This is a genomic window from Candidatus Pelagibacter sp. (assembly GCF_052049675.1).
In the GTDB taxonomy this organism is placed as follows: Bacteria; Pseudomonadota; Alphaproteobacteria; order Pelagibacterales; family Pelagibacteraceae; genus Pelagibacter.
The window spans coordinates 1077587-1094404 of sequence record NZ_JBNGZM010000001.1 but is presented as its reverse complement, the minus strand read 5'-3'; the positions used below and the strand labels follow the sequence as shown (position 1 = coordinate 1094404).

19 protein-coding genes and 1 tRNA gene are annotated in these 16818 nt (G+C 30.1%); 9 read left to right on the top strand and 11 right to left on the bottom strand.

What is annotated here, in order from left to right; all coding sequences use genetic code 11:
• From ACTT9L_RS05950 to hemC, 6 genes are read right to left on the bottom strand one after another with little or no spacing between them, the layout of a single operon-like run.
• A complete protein-coding gene (locus ACTT9L_RS05950; protein ID WP_440643901.1) occupies positions 1–204 on the bottom strand; it encodes a hypothetical protein in 204 nt (67 codons plus the stop codon).
• Between the two features lie 38 nt (positions 205–242).
• Positions 243–1088 (bottom strand): bifunctional 5,10-methylenetetrahydrofolate dehydrogenase/5,10-methenyltetrahydrofolate cyclohydrolase, encoded by an 846-nt coding sequence (locus ACTT9L_RS05945; RefSeq protein ID WP_440928396.1) that lies wholly within the window; start codon positions 1086–1088, stop codon positions 243–245.
• 9 nt (positions 1089–1097) lie between these two features.
• The gene (locus ACTT9L_RS05940; protein ID WP_440928395.1) at positions 1098–1388 is read right to left on the bottom strand and encodes a YggT family protein; all 291 of its coding nucleotides are present in this window, start codon (positions 1386–1388) and stop codon (positions 1098–1100) included.
• Positions 1385–2470 carry a mechanosensitive ion channel family protein gene (locus ACTT9L_RS05935; protein WP_440928394.1) on the bottom strand — a complete coding sequence of 362 codons (1086 nt, stop codon included), beginning with the start codon at positions 2468–2470 and terminating at the stop codon, positions 1385–1387. The genes ACTT9L_RS05940 and ACTT9L_RS05935 overlap by 4 nt, the downstream gene beginning before the upstream one ends.
• Before the next feature lie 2 nt (positions 2471–2472).
• On the bottom strand, positions 2473–3171 hold the full coding sequence (locus ACTT9L_RS05930) for a uroporphyrinogen-III synthase (protein WP_440928393.1): 699 nt from the start codon (positions 3169–3171) through the stop codon (positions 2473–2475).
• A gap of 1 nt (position 3172) precedes the next feature.
• Positions 3173–4090, bottom strand: coding sequence for a hydroxymethylbilane synthase (gene hemC, locus ACTT9L_RS05925; RefSeq protein ID WP_440928392.1), 918 nt, complete (start codon positions 4088–4090; stop codon positions 3173–3175).
• Positions 4091–4143: 53 nt separating this feature from the next.
• Here hemC and tsaD point away from each other — a divergent pair, with 53 nt between their 5' ends.
• Positions 4144–5217 (top strand): tRNA (adenosine(37)-N6)-threonylcarbamoyltransferase complex transferase subunit TsaD, encoded by a 1074-nt coding sequence (tsaD, locus tag ACTT9L_RS05920; protein WP_440928391.1) that lies wholly within the window; start codon positions 4144–4146, stop codon positions 5215–5217.
• 4 nt (positions 5218–5221) lie between these two features.
• Here tsaD and ACTT9L_RS05915 read toward each other — a convergent pair whose 3' ends face one another.
• Positions 5222–5740: a 2OG-Fe(II) oxygenase gene (locus tag ACTT9L_RS05915; protein ID WP_440928390.1), complete on the bottom strand. Its 519-nt coding sequence runs from the start codon at positions 5738–5740 to the stop codon at positions 5222–5224.
• Between the two features lie 82 nt (positions 5741–5822).
• Between ACTT9L_RS05915 and ACTT9L_RS05910 the strand changes: the two genes are divergently transcribed.
• Positions 5823–6236 carry an EVE domain-containing protein gene (locus tag ACTT9L_RS05910; RefSeq protein ID WP_440928389.1) on the top strand — a complete coding sequence of 138 codons (414 nt, stop codon included), beginning with the start codon at positions 5823–5825 and terminating at the stop codon, positions 6234–6236.
• Between the two features lie 15 nt (positions 6237–6251).
• Positions 6252–8348 (top strand): acetate--CoA ligase, encoded by a 2097-nt coding sequence (gene acs / locus ACTT9L_RS05905; protein WP_440928388.1) that lies wholly within the window; start codon positions 6252–6254, stop codon positions 8346–8348.
• Here acs and ACTT9L_RS05900 read toward each other — a convergent pair.
• Positions 8345–8968, bottom strand: a complete 624-nt coding sequence (locus tag ACTT9L_RS05900; RefSeq protein ID WP_440928387.1) for an esterase — start codon at positions 8966–8968, stop codon at positions 8345–8347. The two genes, acs and ACTT9L_RS05900, sit on opposite strands and share 4 nt — an antisense overlap.
• Positions 8969–9103: 135 nt before the next feature.
• On the opposite strand from ACTT9L_RS05900, the gene ACTT9L_RS05895 reads away from it, so the two are divergent.
• The 6 genes from ACTT9L_RS05895 (at position 9104) to purH (ending at position 15456) form a co-directional block, all read left to right on the top strand.
• The gene (locus tag ACTT9L_RS05895) at positions 9104–9364 is read left to right on the top strand and encodes a DUF4212 domain-containing protein (RefSeq protein ID WP_440928386.1); all 261 of its coding nucleotides are present in this window, start codon (positions 9104–9106) and stop codon (positions 9362–9364) included.
• Positions 9361–11175 (top strand): sodium:solute symporter family protein, encoded by a 1815-nt coding sequence (locus ACTT9L_RS05890; protein ID WP_440928661.1) that lies wholly within the window; start codon positions 9361–9363, stop codon positions 11173–11175. The genes ACTT9L_RS05895 and ACTT9L_RS05890 overlap by 4 nt, the downstream gene beginning before the upstream one ends.
• A gap of 68 nt (positions 11176–11243) precedes the next feature.
• Positions 11244–11594: a hypothetical protein gene (locus ACTT9L_RS05885; RefSeq protein WP_072090963.1), complete on the top strand. Its 351-nt coding sequence runs from the start codon at positions 11244–11246 to the stop codon at positions 11592–11594.
• Between the two features lie 34 nt (positions 11595–11628).
• Positions 11629–12288 (top strand): ribulose-phosphate 3-epimerase, encoded by a 660-nt coding sequence (rpe, locus tag ACTT9L_RS05880; RefSeq protein ID WP_440928385.1) that lies wholly within the window; start codon positions 11629–11631, stop codon positions 12286–12288.
• 4 nt (positions 12289–12292) lie between these two features.
• Entirely contained in the window at positions 12293–13918 is a 1626-nt protein-coding gene (locus ACTT9L_RS05875) for a heparinase II/III family protein (protein ID WP_440928384.1), read from the top strand.
• Positions 13918–15456 (top strand): bifunctional phosphoribosylaminoimidazolecarboxamide formyltransferase/IMP cyclohydrolase, encoded by a 1539-nt coding sequence (gene purH, locus ACTT9L_RS05870; RefSeq protein ID WP_440928383.1) that lies wholly within the window; start codon positions 13918–13920, stop codon positions 15454–15456. The genes ACTT9L_RS05875 and purH overlap by 1 nt, the downstream gene beginning before the upstream one ends.
• On the opposite strand, the gene ACTT9L_RS05865 is transcribed toward purH, so the two are convergent.
• The 3 genes from ACTT9L_RS05865 to ACTT9L_RS05855 all read right to left on the bottom strand — a co-directional run bounded on the left by ACTT9L_RS05865 (position 15446) and on the right by ACTT9L_RS05855 (position 16784).
• Positions 15446–15790, bottom strand: coding sequence for a 4a-hydroxytetrahydrobiopterin dehydratase (locus ACTT9L_RS05865; RefSeq protein ID WP_440928382.1), 345 nt, complete (start codon positions 15788–15790; stop codon positions 15446–15448). The genes purH and ACTT9L_RS05865 overlap by 11 nt on opposite strands.
• A 10-nt stretch (positions 15791–15800) precedes the next feature.
• A tRNA-Gly gene (locus ACTT9L_RS05860) sits at positions 15801–15875 on the bottom strand.
• Between the two features lie 57 nt (positions 15876–15932).
• The gene (locus ACTT9L_RS05855) at positions 15933–16784 is read right to left on the bottom strand and encodes a sulfotransferase domain-containing protein (RefSeq protein ID WP_440928381.1); all 852 of its coding nucleotides are present in this window, start codon (positions 16782–16784) and stop codon (positions 15933–15935) included.
• Positions 16785–16818: the final 34 nt, after the last annotated feature.

Here is a 16818-nt window from a genome sequence, read left to right as displayed (position 1 = left end):
TTAATCTTCATCTTCTTCGCGCCAATTTTTTTCATACATTAAATATGCAGCGTATATTACTGATACAGTTCCTACAATCATACCATAATCAAAACCAGTTTGCTTGTCATGCAAATACCAACCTAGCTGTGTGGCTCCAATAGGTGGAACAGTAAGAAGTAAAAAAATTATACCAAATCTGTAAGGTCGCTTAGGTTTTTTCATCCCATTAAATTAACAGATTACAGCTTGGGGTTTAATTATTAAATTTGCGATCTTTTGAAACAGTCTATGGTATTTTTAAGTAAACAAGCAATAGTCATAGGTCCAACTCCACCTGGAACAGGTGTAAGTGCTTTTGCATTTTTTGAAACTTCATCAAAATGTACATCACCAACTATACCTTTATCAGTTTTATTAATACCAACATCAATTACGATAGCATCTTTCTTAACCCAATCTCCTCTAACAAGTTCGGGTATACCTACAGCTGCTACAATTATATCTGCCCCTAGACACTCTGCTTTTAAATCTTTAGTTTTAGAATGTGTGATTGTGACAGTACAATTTTCTTTTAAAAGGAGTTGTGTCATTGGTTTTCCATTTAAATTTGATCTACCTACAACTACAGCTTTCTTTCCGCTAAGGTTGGGTTCAAATTTTTTAATTAACAAATAACAACCAAGTGGTGTACAAGGAATAGAGCTTTCATATCCAGATGACAGATTGCCTACATTCATTGGATGGAATCCATCCACATCCTTTGAAGGATCAATTGCTTCTATAACTTTTTGTTTATCAATATGCTTAGGTAAAGGAAGTTGAACTAAAATTCCTGAAACAGTTGCATCACTATTTAGTTCTTGAATTTTTTCAAGAACAGTCTTTTCTTCAACTGAGTCGGAATATTTAATAACTTCAGATTTTAATCCTACCTCATTTGCTGACTTCTCTTTATTTCTTACATAAATTTGACTAGGTGTTAAATCACCAATAAGTATTACTGTTAAACCTGGTACTTTATTATGTTTTGATTTTAACTCTGCAACTTCTTCTTTTAAATCTGCTCTTAATTCTGCGGCTGCTTTTTTTCCATCAATTAAAATCATATTTCTTTCTTAAAAAATCATTGGTGCGATGTACAGCTTCATACACATTTCGATAAACCAAATCAATAAAAGAAGAATGATTGGAGAAATATCTAGTGAACCTAAATTTGGCAAAAAATGTCTAATTTTATTCAGGAAAGGCTCGGTTAATTTGTAACTCAACTCTAAAATTGCGTACACAAACCTATTTTGAGTATTAAGAACGTTAAAAGCTATTAACCAACTTACAATAACATTAGCGATTACAACATAAGAGTACAATTTTAAAATTTGTAAAACTAAATAAAAAATAGCTATCATTTTTTCTCAACGTAGATCGACTGACTTGGGAAAGCAAATGAAGCACCATTTTTTTCTACAATTTCTTTAATCGCAATTGCTAATCTTTCTTTTACATCAAGCCAATTATTCCAACTTCCTGTTTTTGTAAAGCATCTTACATACATATCTATGGAACTATCAGAAAATTTATCAACTCTTACCGCAACACCAATTGAGGTATTATAATCTTCACTTGAATTAATATGGCTTTCGATTTCATCTCTAATTTTTTTTAACTGACCTACGGTAGTGTCATATTGAAGTGTAATAATCCAACTAATTAACCAATTTGAAGTTTCACTTACATTTACAACTGCGTTTTCGGCAAATTGAAAATTTGGGATAATAGCAAGAGATTTGTCAAACTTTCTTATTGTTGTTGATCTAAATCCAATCTTTTCTACTACACCTTCAATAATACCCTCAACAGCTATCCAGTCTCCAATTTTAAATCTCTTTTCTACTAAAACTAAAATTCCTGATATTAAATTCTTGAATAAATCTTGTGCCCCTAATGCTACAGCAACACCAAACAATCCAAGACCTGCAATGATTGGACCTATTTTAATTCCCCACAATTCTAAAACTGCTGCTAAACCTAAAATAAAAATTAAAATTTTTAGTGACTTAATTATCCAGCCAATAAGTTCTCTTGTTAACAATTTGTCTAAACCACTTAATATGTATGAAATTGGTTCTATGATTTGGTGAATTACCCAAAAAATTAAAATAGTGATCAACGTTCTATTGATTGTATCTACCACTTCTCTTCCTTCTAGTGAGAAAGTCATATAGTAACTTGCAATAAAAAATCCTAATACAATTGGTAAAAATCTTGCTGGACCTACAAGTGATTGAACAAAAGTATCATCTAATTTATTTGTGGTTCTTTTCGAGATAATTTCTAATTTTTTAATAACTAATTTGCTTATTAGACCTCTAAAAATTAAGAATAGTAAAAATATTCCAATACCAATTAAGATTTGAAAAATATCAACACCAAGAATTCCTTTATTCCATACTGATAAAAAAATCTCCGAAAAATTATTAATTAATTCCATTTCTAAATTTTATATAACAAAAACTCTTCTTCTCCAGGGTTAAAAAGAAAAATCTTTTTCCATTTGATTTCGTTCAGTATTGACGAGGTTTTTTCGCCTATACACATCAAATTTGTATTCATCCATAAATTTTCCGTTTGGTAAATCTTTATGAAATTTAAGAAACTTGACGCACTATTTTGAGAGAAAACATAGACCATATCAGGCATATTTAATTTTAATTCATTAACAAATTTCTCATCAAATTTTTGATTATGATTTACTCTGTAATTAATAATTCTTTTTACCTTAAAACCTTCTCTTAATAACTGTTGATCTAAATCAATCGATATTGTTTCACCACTAAAGTAAAGTAATTCTTTATTTTTGGACTCATAACTTTGTATAATTAACTCCTTTAAGTTTGTTACATTTCCATCAGCCGCAATTGTATTTTGAAAACCAACGCTTCTTGCTTTATTTTCTGTAGCGTTTCCAACACAAAAGCATTTAATATTTTTATCTAATTTAACTGTATTTAAAAATTTTACTGCATTTGCACTAGTAAAAACAATTCCACCATATTCAGAAAAGTTAATTTCTTCGTAATTAACCTTTTCAATTCTTATTAATGGAAGATGAGAAACTTGATGTCCTAATGATTGAAATTTTAATATCATTTTGGAACAATCTTCTAATGGTCTAGTTAACAAAATATGCATATTATCTTTTATATGAATTATTTGATTTTGTTTTTAAAAGTAATCCAATCTCTTTACCAATTTCTTTAAACTCATTCAAATTACCAATTTTTTTTTCATAAAACCTTTGTTTACCATCTAAAGAAAAAAGTTCAGCCACTACCATAATCTTATCTCCATCAACCACTGAATGAGCACCAACTGCTGTTTCACAATCTCCATCTAAAACTTTTAAAATATTTCTCTCAAGGTGAGCTCTTTTATGTGTTTCCTCATGATTAATTTTATTTAAAATAGAAATTGTCTCATCATCATTCTCCCTGCACTGAAGAGCAATTACACCTTGTCCTGCACTAGGAATTATTTCTTCAGCTGAAAAAATTTCTGAAATTTCATTTTCAAATTTTAAAAATTTGATACCAGCATAAGACAAAATAATTGCATCATAAATCCCTTCATTCAATTTTCTAATTCTAGTATCTACATTTCCTCTAATTAGTTTACAGTTCAAATCTTGTCTAATTTTTTTTATTTGAAATTCTCTTCTGTATGATGAGGTACCAACGATTGACTTTTGATCTAAGTCTTTAAGTTTTTTTTTGTTCTTTGTAATTAAAATCTCTCTAGGGTCATTTCTTTCAAGGAAAGAGTCTGTCCTTAATCCTTCTGTCTCATTAGCAGGCATATCTTTCAGTGCATGGACTGCAATATCAATATTTTTTAACTGAAGTTCTTTTTCAATATTACTAGAAAACAAACCTTTGCCACCAAGCTCAGATAATCTTATATCCTGTACTTCGTCACCTTTAGTTGTAATTGATTTAATTAAAATATCTTCATTACCAAGGTCGGTATTTTCAATAATCTTATCTTTAGCTTGTTGAGCATAAAGTAAGGCAAGCTTACTACCCCTAGATCCAATTATTATTTTTTTTCTCATAAATATTATTTCTTACTTGTATAAAGATTGTACAATTATTAAAAACTATTTGAATGAGCAAAAAACCCTTAATTCTTGGAATAGAGTCTAGTTGTGATGAAACAGCAGCTTCTTTAATAACTGAAAATGAACAGGGATTCCCAGTAGTTTTATCTAACATTGTTTCTGGCCAAGTGGAGGTTCATAGGGAGTTTGGTGGTGTTGTTCCTGAACTAGCAGCACGTTCACACATTGAAAAAATTGATTGGATTGTCAAAAAAGCTATTGATGAAAGTGGAAGAAAAATTGAAGAAATAGATGCGGTTGCTTCTACCGCTGGTCCTGGATTAATTGTTTGTTTATCAGTTGGGTTAAGTTTTGGTAAAGCTTTCGCAACTGCAATGAATAAACCTTTTATTGCTGTTAATCATTTAGAGGGACATGCTCTAAGTCCAAAATTAAATACAAACTTAAATTATCCATATTTACTTCTTTTAATTTCAGGTGGGCACTCACAATATTTAAGTGTTCAGAACCTTGGTAAATATAAAAGATTAGGAACAACTATTGATGATGCATTAGGTGAGGCATTTGACAAAACGGCAAAGCTTTTAGGAATAGAATTTCCAGGAGGACCACAAATAGAAATTTTAGCTAAAAAAGGTGATCCAGAAAAATATGATTTACCAAAACCAATTTTCAGCAAAGGAGGATGCAATCTTTCTTTTGCAGGTCTAAAAACTGCTGTGTTGAAAATAAGCAAAACAATTAAATCAGAACAAGATAGATATAATCTTGCAGCATCTTTTCAAAAAACAATTGAGGAAATTTTATATAAAAAAACTAAGATTGCCTTTACTGAATTTGAAAAAATAAATGAATTAAATGAAAAAATTTTTGTTGTTGCTGGAGGGGTAGCGGCAAATAAAAAAATTAGATCTATGTTAATTAATCTATGTGAAGAAAATAATTACAAAAGTATTTTTCCACCTATAGAGTTTTGTGGAGATAATGCAGCAATGATTGCAATGGTAGGTTTAGAAAAATATAAATTAAAACAATTTAATAATTTAGATTATCCTGCAAAACCTAGGTGGCCGCTTGACGAAAGAGCCAAGTTTCTTAAAGGTGCTGGTGTTAAATTATAGTTTATTACCTAAATTTTGGTCCTGACATCCAAATAGCTAAGGTATGTCTTTTTCCAGAGATAATTTTATTTACTTTATGATTAATATATGAAGGGAAGATAATTGCACTTCCCGGAGTATTAAATTCATTACAAATAATTTCATTTGCTCTAAACAATACTAATTCTCCACCTTCATAACTCTCTTCTGATAAATTTAATAAAGCTGTAAGTTTAATATCTCTAACTGGGTCTGCAGGAACTGCATCAATATGCCAACTATATTCTGTTCCCTCATCATAAATATTATAATTTAGCTTTTTAAAAGAAGTTAATGGATGAAGATCAAAACCAAAGAAATTGTTATTAGCAGTTAAACAGAATTCTAAAAAAGGATTTATATAATTTTGAATTTTTCCTAGATTAACAAATTTTACCTCAGAAGTTTTTAAAGATTCTTGAGCGTAATTATCTTTACCTAAAACTAAATTTTGTTTAATTACATTATTTATTTCTTTAATCTCAGCTTCATTAAATATATTCATTGAAGTGTAATTCGCAGCTCTCATTATATTAAAACTATCAAAATAAATTGATAAATTCCTTAAAATAATACAAAGTAATTTAATGCAATATTGGTTAATGAAATCTGAACCAGATGTTTGGTCAATTGATCAACAAAAAAAAGCTGGTATTAAAGGTGCGCCTTGGGATGGTGTTAGAAATTATCAGGCTGCAAAGAATTTAAAGAATATGAGGAAAGGAGATCTTTGTTTTTTTTATCATTCAAACATAGGAAAAGAGATTGTTGGAATCGTAAAAATTATAAAAGAATCTTTTTTAGATAAAACTGACAAAACAGGGAGGTTCGTTGCTGTGACTGTTCAGTTTAAAACTAAATTTTCTAAGCCTGTAACACTTGAAAATATCAAAAAAAATAAGGAATTAAGCCACTTAGCTCTGATAAGGCAAAGTAGGCTTTCAGTAATGCCTGTTGATTATAAAAGCTGGAAAATTATAAATAACATGAGTAGAATTTGAAAAAAAAATTATCCTATGCCAAAAAAAAAGAAAAAGAAAAGCAAGGTAAGAAAAAAAAAATCTAAAGTTAGAAAAAAAACCTCAAAAAAGGTAAAGAGAAGATCTAAAGTTAGAAAAAAATCTTCAAAAAAAATAAAAACAAGAATTAAAGCAAAAAAAGAAAATGGAAATACACCTCCTGAAATAATTATTAAAACAAAACCTGAATGGATTAAAAGTAGTTTAGCAAATAAAAGTAAGTACCAACAAAAATATTCTCAGTCTATAAAAAGTAATGATGAATTTTGGAGAAAAGAAGGAAAAAGAATTACTTGGATAAAAACATATAAAAAAATCAAAGATGTCAAATACAGTACAAAAGAGGTAAAAATTAAATGGTTTGAAGATGGAACTTTAAATGCTTCTGCAAATTGTATTGATAGACATTTAAAAGATAAGAAAGACAAAACTGCTATTATCTGGGTAGGAGATGATCCAAAAGACAGCCAAAAGATTTCTTATAAACAACTTTATCAAAAAGTTTCTAAAGCTGCAAATGGTTTAAAAAAATTAGGAATCAAAAAAGGAGATCGAGTAACAATTTATTTAACTATGATACCAGAGTTGGCAATTTTAATGCTGGCCTGTGTAAGAATTGGTGCGGTACATTCAATTATTTTTGGAGGTTTTTCAGCAGACTCTATTTCGGGAAGAGTTAATGATTGCGAATCTGAATATATTATTACTGCAGATGAAGGAGTGCGAGGTGGAAAAACTATTCCACTGAAATATACAGTCGATGAAGCTTTAATGAGTTGCCCAAATGTTAAGAAATGTATTGTTGTAAAACGAACAGGTAACTACATTAACTGGGATCAAAATAGAGATGTTTGGTATCATGATCTAATTAAAGATGTTCCTAATCATTGTGAACCTGAAGAAATGAATGCAGAGGATCCTTTATTTATTTTATATACTTCGGGTTCAACAGGTAAGCCTAAAGGAGTTCTTCATACCACTGGTGGTTATATGGTTTATGCTTCAATGACACATCAATATATTTTTAACTACAAACCAAAAGATATTTATTGGTGCACTGCTGATATTGGTTGGGTAACTGGACATAGTTATATTATTTATGGACCACTTTCGAATGGTGCAACGACCATAATGTTTGAAGGAATTCCAAATTATCCTGATAGTTCTAGGTGGTGGCAAATAGTTGATAAATATAAAGTAAATACTTTTTATACAGCACCAACTGCAATCAGAGCTTTAATGCGTGAGGGAGATAAACCTGTTAAGAAAACAACTAGAAAATCACTTAAACTTTTAGGAACAGTGGGAGAACCAATAAATCCAGAAGCTTGGATGTGGTATTATAAAACTGTAGGTAATTCTAAATGCCCAATTGTAGATACTTGGTGGCAAACGGAAACGGGAGGTATAATGATTGCTCCTCAAACAGGTGCAATTCCTCTTAAACCTGGATCTGCAACAAAACCTTTCTATGGAATTAAGCCAGTGCTTGTAGATAAAAACGGTAAAGAAATTAAAGGAGCTGGAGAAGGAAGATTATGTATAGCTCAATCATGGCCTGGACAAATGAGAACTGTTTATGGTGATCATCAAAGATTTATAGATACATACTTTTCTCAATTTAACGGAAAATATTTCACAGGAGATGGATGTCGAAGAGATAAAGATGGGTATTACTGGATCACTGGTCGTGTAGATGACGTAATTATTGTTTCAGGTCATAACTTAGGAACTGCTGAAATTGAAAGTGCATTTGTTGCACATCCAAAAGTAGCTGAGGCTGCTGTAGTTGGTTACCCTCACGATATAAAAGGTAATGGTTTATATTGTTATGTAACATTAAATGCAGGAGAAAACGAAACGGGCGAACTTGAAAGGGATCTTAAACTTTGGGTGAGAAAACAAATTGGACCTCTTGCAACCCCAGATCTAATTCATTTTACACCAGGTCTTCCTAAAACAAGATCAGGAAAAATAATGAGAAGAATTCTAAGAAAGATTGCTGCTAACGAGCATGGTCAATTAGGGGATACAACTACTCTAGCAGATCCGAGTGTAGTTGATAGTTTAGTTGACAATAGAAAAAATATTTAAAACTGAATTAAATCTTTAAACTCTTGTTTAACAACATCCCATTTTAAAATCATCGAATTTAAAACTATCTTTCGATCTAAAGTTTTTAACTCATCAGCTATCGGAGCCCATTTATATAAGGAGAGCGCACTAGGATTAAAAGGCAAGTCCTGATAATAAACATCCCAATTTATTTTCTCTAATCGTTCATCAAAACTTTTCCTGGCTTCATCGATAATATCTAACGGCATCTTATTAGAAATTTCATCATCTAAAATTTTATTAAAAATTTCGTTCGCTTTGTGAATATCTTGATAATTAAAATTAACTTTTAAATATGAAAAAGTAAAAAAAGTTAAATCTTGTAATGCGACTGAATAAATATTCCATTTAGCAAGATTTACTGATGACATGAATTCATCATTATCAAAATGAAGAACGTATCTTGTTCCCATTCTAGTTTTTAGATAATTATATAAAGTAACTTGAGTTGCCCAGGCAGATTTTGTTTGGATAAATTGTTCTAGCTCATCTAAATTTTTTATTTTTTTTTTGGGAATAAACGCCTTAAACATAGCGAATAAATATGTTTTAAAATCCTCAAGTTTTATATCTCTCCAGGTTAATTTGTATTTTCCCATGTTAATTTGTAAGTGCGCCAATTATATCTTAAAAAAGTAAGTAAATAAGTACCTAATATGGTGAATTTTAGGTCTTTTCAAAACCCTCATAATGGTTATGGTTTCACCCAGTTATAACTAAAAAGAGAGGTATTAATGTCAAATCAACAAAAACACTGGGAAAAAACCAGGGGATTGTTATTTATAACACTAGCAATCTGGTTTGTTTTCTCAATTGGCATCTTTCTCTTTGGAGCTGAAATGAACAAGGTCACAGGACCTTTCGGTTATCCTTGGACATACTGGTTTACATGTCAGGGATCTCTTGGTGCTTTCGTAATCCTAATTTTCTGGTTTGCGAATAGACAAGAAAAAATCGATGAAGAGTTCGGCTTTAGCGAAAGAGAGGACGAATAATGAAAGGTAATTTCATAGATAATTTGCCTAAAGTTTACGGGATCTATACCGGAGGATTTATAGGTTTCATAATCATTATGGCAATTGCTGAACAGATGGGTATGACAGCTAAAGCGATCGGTATCGCTTTTGTTGCTTTTACTGTATTCATCTATGCATTAATCGGTTGGCTATCAAGAACAGCCCAAGCAGATGCATATTACGTAGCTGGTAGGCAAGTACCAACAGTCTTCAACGGAATGGCGACTGCAGCAGACTGGATGTCTGGTGCTTCATTCGTTGCAATGGCGGGTGGTATTTACTTTAAAGGTTACGGCTATATGGCTCTACTTGTAGGTTGGACTGGTGGTTACGTGCTTGTTGCATCTCTATTAGCACCATACTTAAGAAAATTTGGCTGTTATACAGTTCCAGATTTTATAGGTACTAGATACGGTGGTAATTTAGCTAGATTTAGCGCAGTTGTAGTTTTAACTGTTGCTTCATTTACGTATGTGACTGCACAAATTAACGCTACGGGTACTATTGCATCTGTTGCACTTGATATCCCATTCCAATACGCAGTTTATGTTGGACTAATAAGTATTTTATTATGTTCAATGTTAGGTGGTATGAGAGGGGTAACTTGGACACAGGTTGCACAATATATCGTACTGATTATAGCTTACCTACTTCCAGTATTCTGGATCAGTAACAAAATGGGTGCGGGTTTCTTCCCTCACTTTATGTTAGCTGACGAGGTAGCTAGAATTGGTGAATTAGAACAACAGTTTGGTTTTGTTAAAAACGCAGCTGCTGATCTAAAATCAGTACCTAAAGGCTTAGCAGGAATAACTAAAGCTCACTCTGCAGTGAACGCTACACCTTGGGCATTTATTTCATTAGCATTAGCGATGATGATGGGAACAGCATCATTACCGCACGTGATGATGAGATACTTTACTACTCCAAGTGTAAAAGCAGCTAGAAAATCAGTAGGTTGGTCATTATTCTTTATCTTCCTACTTTATTCTTCTGCTCCAATGTTAGCTACTTTATCTAAGTTATCATTGATCGACCCGAATTTACCAACAGGTATTATCGGTAAGACATTTGCAGAAGTGGAAGCGATAGACTGGTACCAAAACTGGAACCAAGCAAACCTAATGTTTATCAGCGACTTTAACGGAAATGGAACTCTTGAATTAAATGAGTTCTTCATGGGTGGTAAAGCCGTTGTATTAGCAACACCAGAGATAGCTGGATTACCTTATGTAATTTCAGGTCTAGTTGCTGCAGGGGGTATGGCAGCTGCCATGTCTACTGCCGATGGTTTGATTCTAGCGATTGCAAACGCTATATCACATGATGTTTACTATAAGATCATTGATCCAAAAGCGGAAACTGCAAAACGACTACTTGTTGCAAGGGTATTACTTGTAATAATTGGTTTTGCTGGAGCAACTATTGCAGCAATGGAGATACAAGGAATCTTAGGTTCGGTTATCTGGGCTTTTGATTTTGCGATGTCTGGATTGTTCTTCCCACTTGTACTTGGTGTATGGTGGAAGAGAGCTAATAGACAAGGTGCGATTGCTGGCATGCTAGGTGGTCTGGTCGCCGGTGCGTGGTACTTAGTTTGGGTACGAACTGGTGGAAGTGGATTCCTAGGAATTACACAGTTAACATTTGGTATCTTCGGATCAGCTGTTAGTTTAGTTTTAATGGTAGTAGTTAGTTTAATGACTGCAGAACCAGATAAAGCTACTCAAAAAATGGTTGATGATGTTCGTGTACCGAGTGGTAAATCAATTCTTGGTAAATCACACTAAATAATCTTTTAAAGGGGCGATTAATTTCGCCCCTTTTATTTCAATACATTTTCCAATATAAATTTTGAATGTCAGCAAATTTTCATCCTTTAATATATTTTATTGATTATTTGCTCGGGATCATCATGTGGACTCTTATTGGAAGAGTAGCGATGAATATTTTTCAAAGAGAAGACTCGCAGTTTTTTTTCATGAGAGTATTTGTTAAATACACCAATCCTCTAATAAAATTATTTAAACCAATAACACCCTCATTTATCATTGGGCCATTGGTACCCTTGTATGTTGCTTGGTTCTTCTACATGATTAGATTTTATCTAATGCCTTGGATCTTGGGCTATTCGGTGATGGGAATGTTGTCATTTCCTTTGGAGAGTGAAATTTCTAGACAAATTTATCAATTTTTTAATTCATTTTAATTTTTAAAATTGATACTAGTTAATCTAGCAATCAATGAAAAATATACAAATTTCACCATCAATTTTATCAGCTGACTTTAGTCAATTAGGCTCAGAAATTAAAAGACTCGAAGAAGGTGGCGCTGACATGGTCCATGTAGATGTAATGGACGGTCATTTTGTTCCTAATTTAACAATCGGGCCACCTGTAATTAAAGCCCTTCGAAAACACTGTTCACTAAAATTTGATGTTCATTTAATGATATCACCAGTGCATAAATATATAGATGCTTACGCCGATGCAGGAGCTGATATTATTACTATTCATCCTGAAGCTACTGAAAATTTAGAAAATTCAATAAAAAAAATAAAAGAAAAAAATAAAAAAGTTGGAGTTTCACTAAATCCTGAATCTAAAATTGATTTAATATTAGATCTATTAGATCAAATTGATTTAGTTTTAATTATGAGTGTAAATCCTGGATTTGGAGGCCAAAAATTTATGCCAGAAGTTTTAGATAAAATTAAAGAACTAAAAAAAATAAAAGAGCAAAAAAAGTTTGTTTTTGACATAGAAATTGACGGTGGAATCAATTTTGATAATTGTAAAAGTGCAATTGATGCCGGTGCTAATATTCTTGTGTCTGGTACTACAGTATTCAAAAGTAATGATGGAGATATAAAGAAAAATATTAATTTATTAAAATTAAAATAAGTTAATGATTATTACAAATTCCTTAGGCATTTTAGGTCAATTTTATTTTAATATAAAAAAAAGCTTTAAATTAATTTATCAAAATTCAAATTTTTACGAAAAAAAAATATCAAAAACTTTTGATAATAGTTTTCAATATAAACCAAGTCCTCATTTGCTTTCGTCTATAATAAAATATCATAATAAAAAATACAAAATTGAAGACTTTGCTATTGAGTCAATTTGGCAAAATAATTTAAGCTCAAAAGATTATGAAAAATTAAATAATTTTTTTTGGTTTTTTAGCTTAGATTTAAAATCTTCCAAAAAAACAACACAAACAGTTGTAAAAAATTGGATTTCAAATAATAGTAAATATCAAAAGAAAAGCTGGGAATTTGATTTAACAGCAAAAAGAATTATTTCATGGTTATCAAATCATCAACTTACTTATGAAGATAGTGATCAAAAATACAGATCTACTTTTGATCATATGATTCAAAAACAAACTAATCATTTATTAAATGAAATCAAAAATTCAAAAGAAGTAGAAAATAAGATGATTGGGTGTGCAGCAATCATTTTAACTGGATTGGCTTATAAAAATGAAAAACAATATCTTTTAAATGGTTTGAATTTATTAAAAATTATAATTAAATCCTCTATTGATAATCAGGGATTTCCGAAATCTAGAAATATTCGACAACTTATATTTTATTTAAAATACTTTATAATTATTAGAGAGTGGTTCAAAGAATCTCAGAGTTTAATTCCTGAATATATTGATGAGACCATTTATTATTTAGGATCAAGTTATGCTTTTATTTGGCAAAATATAAAACAAGATTTATTTTTTAATGGTAATTATTCCTCTGAAAATAAAGAATTTGATCAATATTTGAAAAGATTTGGTTATACTTTCAAAAACCAAATTAATGAACTTGGTGGATATGCAGTTCTTAAAAATAAAAAAATAATTCTTGCTGCTGATATAGGTTCTAGTCCTAATAAAAATTTTTCCAACGACTATCAAGCAGGTGCCTTATCTTTTGAAATATTTTCAAATGATAAAAAATTAATTTCGAATGCTGGTTATTACTCAGATAGAAATAATAAATTTAATAAATTATCAAGAAGTACCTCTCTTCATTGTGCTTTAACAATTGAGGATTATTCTTCTTGTAATTTTATAAAATATCAACAAAATTTGATTGCTGATAAAGGAGTAAAAGTATCAAAAAAAAATGTAGTTTTTGAAAATAATTATTGGAAAATATCAGGTACACATGATGGATACGTAAATAAATTTGGAACCATCTATGAGAGAGAAATTGTGTTCTACCCAGAACAAATGAAATTTATTGGCTATGATAAGTTATTTAAAAAAAGTTCAAATAAAAAAATTAAATTTGATATTAGATTTCACCTTGATCCAAACTCAAAAGTGATGAAAACACAAGACAACAAATCTATACTAATTGAATTAGATGAGGAAGGTTGGAAATTTAGTTGTGAAAACTTTGATATTAATATTGATAATGGTTTATATTTCGGTAAAAAAAATTCATATAAAGAAAACCAAAATATTTCTATCTCAGGTATAAATAATGAAAAAGAACAGGTAATAAAGTGGGATATAAGTAAATTATAATGAAGAAAAAAATCAAAACAGCCCTCATCTCTGTATCTGATAAAAATTACTTGAAACCATTATTAAATATTTTAAAAAAAAACAAAATTAAAATAATTAGCTCTGGTGGTACTTATAAAGAAATTAAAAGATTAAAATTTAACTGTATAGAAGTATCTAATTTTACCAATTCACCTGAGATTTTGGAAGGTAGGGTAAAAACTCTTCATCCAAAAATCCATGCTGGAATTTTGAATAAAAGAGAGAAAAAATCTCACTTACAAGATCTGAAAGATAATAGTTTTGAAAATATTGATTTAGTCGTTGTTAATTTTTATCCATTTGAAAACACTCTTAAGAAAACAAAAAACCATAAAAAAATTATTGAAAATATTGATGTAGGTGGCCCCACAATGGTTAGGTCTGCAGCTAAAAACTATAATGATGTGACTGTAATAACCTCTTCAGACCAGTATAAGGAATTAATTGAAGAATTAAAAAAATTCAAAGGATCTACTTCCTTAAGTTTTAGGGAAAAGCTATCAAGGATAGCTTTTACTGAAACAGCTTATTACGACTCGATTATTTCAGACTATTTTAATAAAAAAACAAATACTATTTTTCCTAAGAAAAAAGTTTTGTATGGAAGTCTTACAGAACAACTTAGATATGGAGAAAATCCTCATCAACAAAGTGCAATCTATTCAAGTAGTTTGAATACAAATTTAAAACAAATTCACGGAAAACAACTAAGTTACAATAATTATAATGATATATTTAGCGCTCTAACAATTTCAAAATCTTTACCAAAGGGTAAAGGAACAGTCATAGTTAAACATGCAAATCCATGTGGAGTTTCTACCACAAATGATCATTTAGAGAGCTACAAGTCCGCTCTATCTTGTGATCCTGTAAGTGCTTTTGGCGGAATAGTTTCTTGTAATTTTAAAATTACTAAAAATTTAGCTTTAGAATTAAATAAATTATTTTTAGAGGTGATTATTGCAAATGGATTTGAAAGTAGTGCTATCAAAATATTAAAAGGTAAAAAAAACTTAAGATTAATTGACGGAACAAATTATACATCAGAAGAACTTCTTAAATTTGTATCATTCAACCAAGGTATAATGGTGCAATCAGAGGACTTAAATTTATTTTCAACTAAAAATTTTAAAATCGTTTCAAAAGTTAAACCAACGTCAAAACAACTAAAAGATCTTATTTTTGCTTTCAATGTATGTAGGTATGTTAAATCTAATGCAATAGTATTAGCATCTAATGAAACAACTGTTGGTATTGGGTCTGGTCAACCAAGTAGATTAGGTAGTTGTGAAATAGCAATAAATAAAATGAAAAAATTTAATCTTCAGAATGATAATTTAGTTGCTGCGTCAGACGCGTACTTTCCTTTTGTAGATGGTATTGAAAAATTGGTTCAATCTGGTGTTAAAGCAGTGGTTCAACCATCTGGATCAGTCAGAGACAAAGAGATAATTAAATTTGCAAATGAAACTGATACAGTACTTCTTTTTTCAAAGACAAGACACTTTAGGCATTAGATATTTTATCTATTTTTGCAGCAAGAATAAAATCACTCTCAGCTAGACCTTTAATTGCATGCGTAAATATTTTAATTCTCGCATAGCCCCATCCAAACCATAAATCAGGATGATGACCTTCTGACTCAGCTATTTCTCCAACTTTATTTACAAATTCTTGACTTTCCAAAAAATTATCAAATTTAAAATTTTTAATTAAATGAAAACCATCAATTTTATCCTCTAAAACCTCCCAACCATCAACTTTTTTTAGATATTTATGTATTTCCTCAGAATTAAAAGGAGGAATATTTCCCTCACATGGCACACATTTTTTATTTGCTAAATCACTCATAAATTTTTTTTGGAGCGGGCAAAGGGGGTCGAACCCTCGACCTTCTCGTTGGCAACGAGACGCTCTACCACTGAGCTATGCCCGCTTCTTAAAATAACATTATAGTAAGAGGGTTTTATAATTGCAAGAAATAAGAAAAGTTTCATACTGTATAATTCAACTCTCTTAAATTGTTTTCAAAAATTAAGTTTAATTTTTTTTGGTAGTTTTTATCAAAAATACTTTGCCAATTATTTTTTGGTCCCAAATGAAAAAAAGGAATTTTTTTAGGATCATTTTTTGACAAGACAGACTCAATAAAACCATTATTTTGTTCAATTTTTTTCATGTTTTCAAAATTAGTAGATTTTACACAATTTTGAGCTTTTAAATTATTAAAGTCTTTTTTTTCTTGGGTAACTTTTTGAATAAATTCAATTATTTCTGCTAAAATTTCAAAAGTTTTAATACTAAGATCCTCATACCTAATTAACTTTACTGGAAAAATCTTTTGATTAATCCAAGATTTATAATTTTTTTCCCAAGAACTTATAAATTGAAAATCGCTAAAATCGTTTTTTATGTGATAATCGTGGATGTATTTTTTTTCACTTAACATAAATTTCAAAGCTTCATCTTTAGATAATTCGTAATGATTTTGCAATGAGGTTAATACATTTCTAGGATCACGCACAATATAAATAGCACCAAACGTATTTTTTTTATTTGTAAAGTTATTATTATTAATTGATCCTAAGATATTATGAGTTTTAAAAATATTTAATTTATTATTTAGGTTAATTTTTTCCTGAGCTTTGATCCAGAATTTAGATGTATCTGTTACTATTTTTGCATCATAATTAAATTCACTAAAATGTCTCTTTTCAGGAAATTGACCAATATTTTTAAGTAAATCTTGATTAAATACCCCATCGTCGGAATATAAATATGACGATAATAAAGCTCTTAACCATGTATTCCCACTTTTGGGATATGAAGCTATCCAAAATATCATTTAAAATTTTTTTAATAATATATTATAAATTAAG

Coding starts and splice junctions, on each gene's coding strand:
- ACTT9L_RS05950 (WP_440643901.1), bottom strand. CDS start 204: ATGAAAAAACCTAAGCGACCTTACAGATTTGGTATAATTTTTTTACTT.
- ACTT9L_RS05945 (WP_440928396.1), bottom strand. CDS start 1,088: ATGATTTTAATTGATGGAAAAAAAGCAGCCGCAGAATTAAGAGCAGAT.
- ACTT9L_RS05940 (WP_440928395.1), bottom strand. CDS start 1,388: ATGATAGCTATTTTTTATTTAGTTTTACAAATTTTAAAATTGTACTCT.
- ACTT9L_RS05935 (WP_440928394.1), bottom strand. CDS start 2,470: ATGGAATTAATTAATAATTTTTCGGAGATTTTTTTATCAGTATGGAAT.
- ACTT9L_RS05930 (WP_440928393.1), bottom strand. CDS start 3,171: ATGCATATTTTGTTAACTAGACCATTAGAAGATTGTTCCAAAATGATA.
- hemC (WP_440928392.1), bottom strand. CDS start 4,090: ATGAGAAAAAAAATAATAATTGGATCTAGGGGTAGTAAGCTTGCCTTA.
- tsaD (WP_440928391.1), top strand. CDS start 4,144: ATGAGCAAAAAACCCTTAATTCTTGGAATAGAGTCTAGTTGTGATGAA.
- ACTT9L_RS05915 (WP_440928390.1), bottom strand. CDS start 5,740: ATGAATATATTTAATGAAGCTGAGATTAAAGAAATAAATAATGTAATT.
- ACTT9L_RS05910 (WP_440928389.1), top strand. CDS start 5,823: ATGCAATATTGGTTAATGAAATCTGAACCAGATGTTTGGTCAATTGAT.
- acs (WP_440928388.1), top strand. CDS start 6,252: ATGCCAAAAAAAAAGAAAAAGAAAAGCAAGGTAAGAAAAAAAAAATCT.
- ACTT9L_RS05900 (WP_440928387.1), bottom strand. CDS start 8,968: ATGGGAAAATACAAATTAACCTGGAGAGATATAAAACTTGAGGATTTT.
- ACTT9L_RS05895 (WP_440928386.1), top strand. CDS start 9,104: ATGTCAAATCAACAAAAACACTGGGAAAAAACCAGGGGATTGTTATTT.
- ACTT9L_RS05885 (WP_072090963.1), top strand. CDS start 11,244: ATGTCAGCAAATTTTCATCCTTTAATATATTTTATTGATTATTTGCTC.
- rpe (WP_440928385.1), top strand. CDS start 11,629: ATGAAAAATATACAAATTTCACCATCAATTTTATCAGCTGACTTTAGT.
- ACTT9L_RS05875 (WP_440928384.1), top strand. CDS start 12,293: ATGATTATTACAAATTCCTTAGGCATTTTAGGTCAATTTTATTTTAAT.
- purH (WP_440928383.1), top strand. CDS start 13,918: ATGAAGAAAAAAATCAAAACAGCCCTCATCTCTGTATCTGATAAAAAT.
- ACTT9L_RS05865 (WP_440928382.1), bottom strand. CDS start 15,790: ATGAGTGATTTAGCAAATAAAAAATGTGTGCCATGTGAGGGAAATATT.
- ACTT9L_RS05855 (WP_440928381.1), bottom strand. CDS start 16,784: ATGATATTTTGGATAGCTTCATATCCCAAAAGTGGGAATACATGGTTA.